Source organism: Bacteroides sp. AF39-16AC, from assembly GCF_003602735.1.
Taxonomy (GTDB): Bacteria; Bacteroidota; Bacteroidia; order Bacteroidales; family Bacteroidaceae; genus Bacteroides; species Bacteroides uniformis.
Window position 1 is genome coordinate 102,476 of sequence record NZ_QTLN01000016.1, and the last position, 6,000, is coordinate 108,475.

At 49.9% G+C, this 6,000-nt stretch carries 4 protein-coding genes; all 4 read left to right on the forward strand.

Annotated elements, in window-relative coordinates; all coding sequences use genetic code 11:
* The first annotated feature begins 165 nt into the window (after positions 1-165).
* Positions 166-1,419, forward strand: a complete 1,254-nt coding sequence (locus DW039_RS13950) for a DUF2264 domain-containing protein (RefSeq protein WP_005830116.1) — start codon at positions 166-168, stop codon at positions 1,417-1,419.
* The gene (locus tag DW039_RS13955) at positions 1,412-2,743 is read left to right on the forward strand and encodes a BNR repeat-containing protein (protein WP_120382043.1); all 1,332 of its coding nucleotides are present in this window, start codon (positions 1,412-1,414) and stop codon (positions 2,741-2,743) included. The genes DW039_RS13950 and DW039_RS13955 overlap by 8 nt, the downstream gene beginning before the upstream one ends.
* 17 nt (positions 2,744-2,760) lie before the next feature.
* On the forward strand, positions 2,761-3,888 hold the full coding sequence (locus DW039_RS13960) for a glycoside hydrolase family 88 protein (RefSeq protein WP_119957947.1): 1,128 nt from the start codon (positions 2,761-2,763) through the stop codon (positions 3,886-3,888).
* Positions 3,889-4,028: 140 nt separating this feature from the next.
* The gene (locus DW039_RS13965; RefSeq protein ID WP_371682770.1) at positions 4,029-5,939 is read left to right on the forward strand and encodes a family 43 glycosylhydrolase; all 1,911 of its coding nucleotides are present in this window, start codon (positions 4,029-4,031) and stop codon (positions 5,937-5,939) included.
* Positions 5,940-6,000: the final 61 nt, after the last annotated feature.

Genomic DNA, 6,000 nt, shown 5'->3' on the forward strand with positions numbered 1-6,000 from the left:
TTCACTCCCGTCGTAACACGGTTTAATCTTAGGCTTTTTCTTGTGATTTCTGAGCTTTTGGGGTACTAATGACCGATATTTACCCCTTTTTGAAACAATAGTGCCCCCGAAATTACCGGGAATGGGGTAATTTTGCAGTATTGAAAAACAAACTTAAATAATATCATGAGAAAAAGTAACTACTTATGGCTGCTGCTAGTGGCAGTTTTATTGCTGCCCGCTCAGGAAATGGCTGCCAAGAAGAAAAAAGAGAAGGAAGTGACAGACCGCGAACTTTGGGCCGGGGTGTTGTATCAAATGGCTGCTCCGGTACTGAGCAATATGAGTGAAGGGAAGCTCCAGGAAAATATGCAGGTGGAGCTTAGCCCCACTTGGGATGGACGCGACAAACGGGTGACCTATATGGAATGTTTCGGACGTCTGATGGCGGGGTTGGCGCCCTGGCTCTCTTTGCCGGACGATGACACTGCCGAAGGCAAGCAGCGCAGGCAGCTCCGCGAATGGGCATTGAAAAGTTATGCGCAGGCGGTAGACCCGGAAAGTCAGGATTACCTACTTTGGCGGAAAGAGGGGCAGCCGCTGGTCGATGCCGCTTATGTTGCTGAAAGCTTCCTGCGAGGATACGATGCTTTGTGGGTGCCTCTGGATAGTTTGACTAAACGGCGTTACATTGAAGAGTTTACCCAGTTGCGCCGTGTGGACCCTCCTTATACCAACTGGCTGCTGTTCTCGTCTACGGTAGAATGTTTCCTGCGCAAGGCTGGTGCCAAGAGTGATGCTTACCGTATTGTCTCCGCTCTGCGCAAGGTGGAAGAGTGGTATGTAGGTGACGGCTTCTATAGCGACGGACCGGGATTTGCCTTTGACTATTACAACAGCTTCGTACTCCATCCCATGTATGTGGAGTGTCTGGAAGTCTTTACGAATAGTGGAAAAAATAAGATATGGAATGCGCCGGATTGCAATTTCCAGCGTGCCCAGAAGCGCATGCAGCGTTTCGGCATGATTCTGGAACGTTTCATCTCTCCCGAGGGGGCCTTCCCCGTATTCGGGCGTTCCATTACCTACCGCACCGGTACCCTCCAACCATTGGCTTTGTTGGCATGGCGTGGATGGTTGCCCAAGGAATTGTCGAACGGACAGGTACGTGCTGCCATGACAGCTGTCATCAACCGTATGTTCGGTGACAACCGGAACTTCAACGAGAAAGGTTTTCTGACATTGGGATTCAATGGTTCCCAGCCTCATATCTCCGACTGGTATACTAACAACGGCAGCCTTTACATGGCTTCCCTGGCATTCTTGCCCCTGGGCTTGCCCGCCGACCATCCGTTCTGGACAGATGCTCCGCAGGCATGGACCTCGAAAAAGGCGTGGGGTGGTGAAGAATTCCCCAAAGACCATGCCTATTATGAGTAAGACTGATTCATTTTTTATAGTATTTATATTAATTGTTTGGGGGATTGGTGGATTTCCGGTGGCACTCTGTGCACAGGGTGCTGCCGGTGTCCTTCCCGAAACGCATCTGGTGGAAGTGGGGAAAGGATACAGCCAGACTTCCGTCAACACTGCCGTATTCCGTAATAATTCGCTGGTGACGCAAGGTGACGAGCAATACATCAGTTACTATGATGCGGAAGGGTTCCTGACTCTTGGAAAACGGAACCTCCATGCCGGACAGTGGACACTGCACCGCACACAGTATAAAGGGAATGTGAAGGATGCCCATAACGTCATCAGCATGATGCTGGATGGTGACGGGTATATTCATGTAGCCTTCGACCATCACGGACAGCCCTTGAACTACTGTCGCAGCATTGCACCCCATTCACTGGAATTGGGTGAGAAGGAGCCCATGACGGGCGTGGATGAAGGCAATGTAACCTATCCGGAGTTTTATCTGCTGTCCGGAGGCGACCTGCTGTTTGCATACCGTTCCGGTTCTTCCGGCCGGGGCAACCTGGTGATGAACCGCTATTCCTTGAAGGAGAAGAAATGGAGCCGTGTGCAGGATGTACTGATTGATGGCGAGAACAAGCGCAATGCTTACTGGCAGCTATATGTAGATGAGCTTGGAACCATCCATCTGTCGTGGGTCTGGCGCGAGACTTGGCATGTGGAAACCAACCATGACCTATGCTACGCCCGTTCCTTTGACAATGGCGTAACATGGTATAAGGCAAATGGCAAGAGATATGATTTGCCCATCCGTCTGGGTAATGCGGAGTATGCCTGCCGCATTCCTCAGAATTCGGAACTGATAAACCAGACCAGCATGAGTGCCGATGCAGGCGGCAATCCGTACATTGCTTCCTATTGGCGCGACCCGGACAGCGACGTCCCGCAATACCGGATTGTCTGGCATGACGGGCAGATGTGGCACAGCCGCCAGGTCTCCGGGCGTACCACTCCGTTTTCCCTGAAAGGTGGAGGCACGAAGATGATTCCGATGGCCCGTCCGCGCATCGTAGTAGATGGCGGGGAGATATTTTATGTATTCAGGGATGAAGAACGGGGGAGCAAAGTCTCTTTGGCGCACGCTACGGATGTGGCAAACAGTAAGTGGAGCATCAGCGATTTGACCGACTTCACTGTCGATGCCTGGGAACCGTCTCATGACACGGAATTGTGGAAGAGCAGGAAGCGGCTGCATCTGTTTGTGCAGCATGCCAAGCAAGGAGACGGAGAGCGGGTTGTGGAGTTTGCACCGCAATCGGTATATGTATTGGAAGTGATAAGATAAAAGAACAGTATTAGTATATGAAAACGACATGCTTATTTTTATTGGGTTTGGCTTTTTGCTGGGGACTGTCCTCATGCACCGCTCAGCAGCCGAAACCGGAAGAAGTGATTGAGATTATCAATCGGGTGAACAACTATTGGCAGGAGACCCATCCGCAACATGGGCGCTCTTTCTGGGACAATGCCGCCTATCATACGGGAAACATGGAGGTGTTCTTCCTGACCGGTAATCCGGAATGCTATGCCTATTCCGAGGCGTGGGCAGAACATAATGAATGGAAAGGCGCGAAGAGTGACAACAAGGAAGAGTGGAAGTACAGCTATGGGGAGAGTGATGATTATGTGCTTTTCGGTGATTATCAGATTTGTTTCCAGACTTATGCGGATTTGTATACCGTGAAGCCGGATTCCGGGAAGATAGCCCGTGCGCGCGAAGTGATGGAATACCAGATGAGTACGGACAAGAACGATTATTGGTGGTGGGCGGACGGACTTTACATGGTAATGCCCGTTATGACAAAGATGTACAAGCTGACCGGCAATCCGTTATATCTGGAGAAACAGCATGAATACTGGACCTATGCCAACAGTATCATGTACGATTCGGAGGAAGGCCTATACTATCGCGACGGCAAATATATTTATCCAAAACACAAAAGTGTGAATGGTAAGAAAGACTTCTGGGCACGTGGCGACGGTTGGGTGCTGGCTGCTTTGGCAAAGGTACTGAAAGACCTGCCCGAAACAGACCAATACCGCCAGGAGTACATAGACCGCTTCCAGACGATGGCCAAATCCGTGGCTGCCTGCCAGCAGCCGGAAGGCTACTGGACACGCAGTATGCTCGACCCTGAGCATGCTCCCGGTCCTGAAACCAGCGGTACGGCTTTCTTTACCTATGGTCTGTTATGGGGGATGAACAACGGCTTGCTGGACAAGGCTGCTTATCAACCCGTAGTGATGAAGGCGTGGAATTATCTGACTACTGTAGCCTTGCAGCCCGATGGCCGCATAGGGTATGTACAGCCGATTGGCGAGAAAGCCATTCCCGGACAGGTGGTTGATGCCAACTCTACTGCTAACTTTGGGGTAGGGGCATTTCTGCTGGCAGCTTGTGAGATGGTGCGTTTTTTGAATGCCGACTGATTGGAGAGATTAAATAAGTGTATATGTTACACAACATATACACTTTCTTTGTATTATAATGTATATAGTGTTAATTTTACACCCGTTAAAGGGTTTAATATAAAAAGATTATGATTGTACGGATGAAAAACACTTTCCGGATGCTTTTGGCAGCAATGTTATTGTCGTTGTTTGCACTTCCGGGATATTCCTGGCAAAAATCCTTTCCCGAAAAAGATTATGTAGCTTATTTGTTCACTTATTTCACTGGGAATAGTGGCGATGAAGAAGCTGTGCGCTATGCTGTAAGCATGGACGGTTATACCTACTGGGCATTGAATGATAATGAACCGGTAATCGACTCGAAAGTCATCAGCTCCACCGGGGGAGTCCGCGACCCGCATATCCTTCGTTGCGAGGATGGCAAGACTTTCTATATGGTAGTGACAGATATGGTTTCAGCCAATGGATGGAGTTCCAACCGTGCCATGGTTTTGCAGAAATCTACCGACTTGGTCAACTGGTCCCACTCCGTTATCAATATACAGAAACGTTATTCAGGTCAGGAGGATTTGAAGCGTGTATGGGCTCCGCAGACTATCTACGACCCGGAGGCGGGAAAGTACATGGTGTATTGGTCCATGCTGCATGGCGATGGAGCCGATGTCATATATTATGCTTATGCCAATGCGGAGTTTACGGATTTGGAGGGAGAGCCCAAGCCATTGTTTCTGCCGGAGAACGGGAAATCGTGCATCGATGGAGACATTGTCTATAAGGATGGTGTTTTCCACCTTTTCTATAAGACGGAAGGGCATGGAAACGGCATAAAGGTGGCCACCACCCGTTCCTTGACCTCCGGGGCATGGACGGAAGAACCCGATTACAAGCAACAGACTAAGGAAGCCGTAGAGGGTGCGGGCACTTTCAAACTGATAGGGCAGGATAAGTATATCCTGATGTACGACGTCTATATGAAAGGAAGCTATCAGTTTACGGAAACCACTGACTTGAAGAATTTTAAGGTGATAGACAGCGAGGTGAAGATGAACTTCCATCCCCGTCATGGGACCATTATCCCCATTACCCGCCATGAGCTGTTGCGCATTACCGATGAATGGGGCAAGCCGACAGGACTGGGCGCATTGCCCAACAATCCCGTATTGCCGGGTTTCCATGCCGACCCGGAAATCCTTTATTCCCATCAGACCCAAAAGTATTACATCTATTCTACTACGGACGGACAGCCGGGTTGGGGAGGCTGGTATTTCACCGTATTCTCCTCCACGGATTTGAAGACCTGGCAGGATGAAGGCGTCATGCTGGACTTGAAGTCGGAGCAAGTGCCCTGGGCAGATGGCAATGCTTGGGCGCCTTGCATTGAAGAGAAAAAAGTGGACGGTAAGTATAAATACTTCTTCTATTACAGTGGAAACCCCAAGAATGGCGGCGGCAAGCAGATTGGAGTGGCTACGAGCGATTCTCCGGCCGGCCCTTTCACCGATTTGGGACGCCCTGTCGTTACTGCTTCACCCGTCGGTGGCGGGCAACAGATTGATGTGGATGTGTTTACAGACCCTGTTTTGGGCAAATCCTATCTTTACTGGGGCAACGGCTACATGGCAGGTGCCGAGCTGAACGACGATATGGTGTCCATCAAGGAAAATACCGTTACGGTGATGACACCGGCGGGAGGCACCTTGCAGGACTATGCTTTCCGCGAAGCAGCCTATGTCTTTTATCGCAACGGGCTCTACTATTTCATGTGGTCGGTAGACGATACCGGTTCGCCCAATTACCATGTGGCATACGGTACATCCAAGTCGCCGCTCGGTCCTATCGAAGTTGCCAAGCAACCCGTTGTGCTGATTCAGAATCCGGAAAAGGAAATTTACGGTCCGGCACACAACGCTGTATTGCAGATTCCCGGTACAGATGAGTGGAGAATCGTTTACCACCGTATTAATAAATGGTACTTGAAAGATGGCCCCGGCGTTCATCGTGAAGTCTGCATAGACCGGATGGAGTTCAATGAAGACGGAACCATCAGGCCGGTGGTGCCTACCTTTTAATTTAATGATACACTAGTGTCCACTAAAAATTTTTTGGTCACTAGTCGGTTAAAAATTAAAT

What these genes read in the sequence shown, in the direction of transcription:
- DW039_RS13965 (WP_371682770.1), top strand. Translation starts at nt 4,029, where the DNA reads ATGCTTTTGGCAGCAATGTTATTGTCGTTGTTTGCACTTCCGGGATAT.
- DW039_RS13960 (WP_119957947.1), top strand. Translation starts at nt 2,761, where the DNA reads ATGAAAACGACATGCTTATTTTTATTGGGTTTGGCTTTTTGCTGGGGA.
- DW039_RS13950 (WP_005830116.1), top strand. Translation starts at nt 166, where the DNA reads ATGAGAAAAAGTAACTACTTATGGCTGCTGCTAGTGGCAGTTTTATTG.
- DW039_RS13955 (WP_120382043.1), top strand. Translation starts at nt 1,412, where the DNA reads ATGAGTAAGACTGATTCATTTTTTATAGTATTTATATTAATTGTTTGG.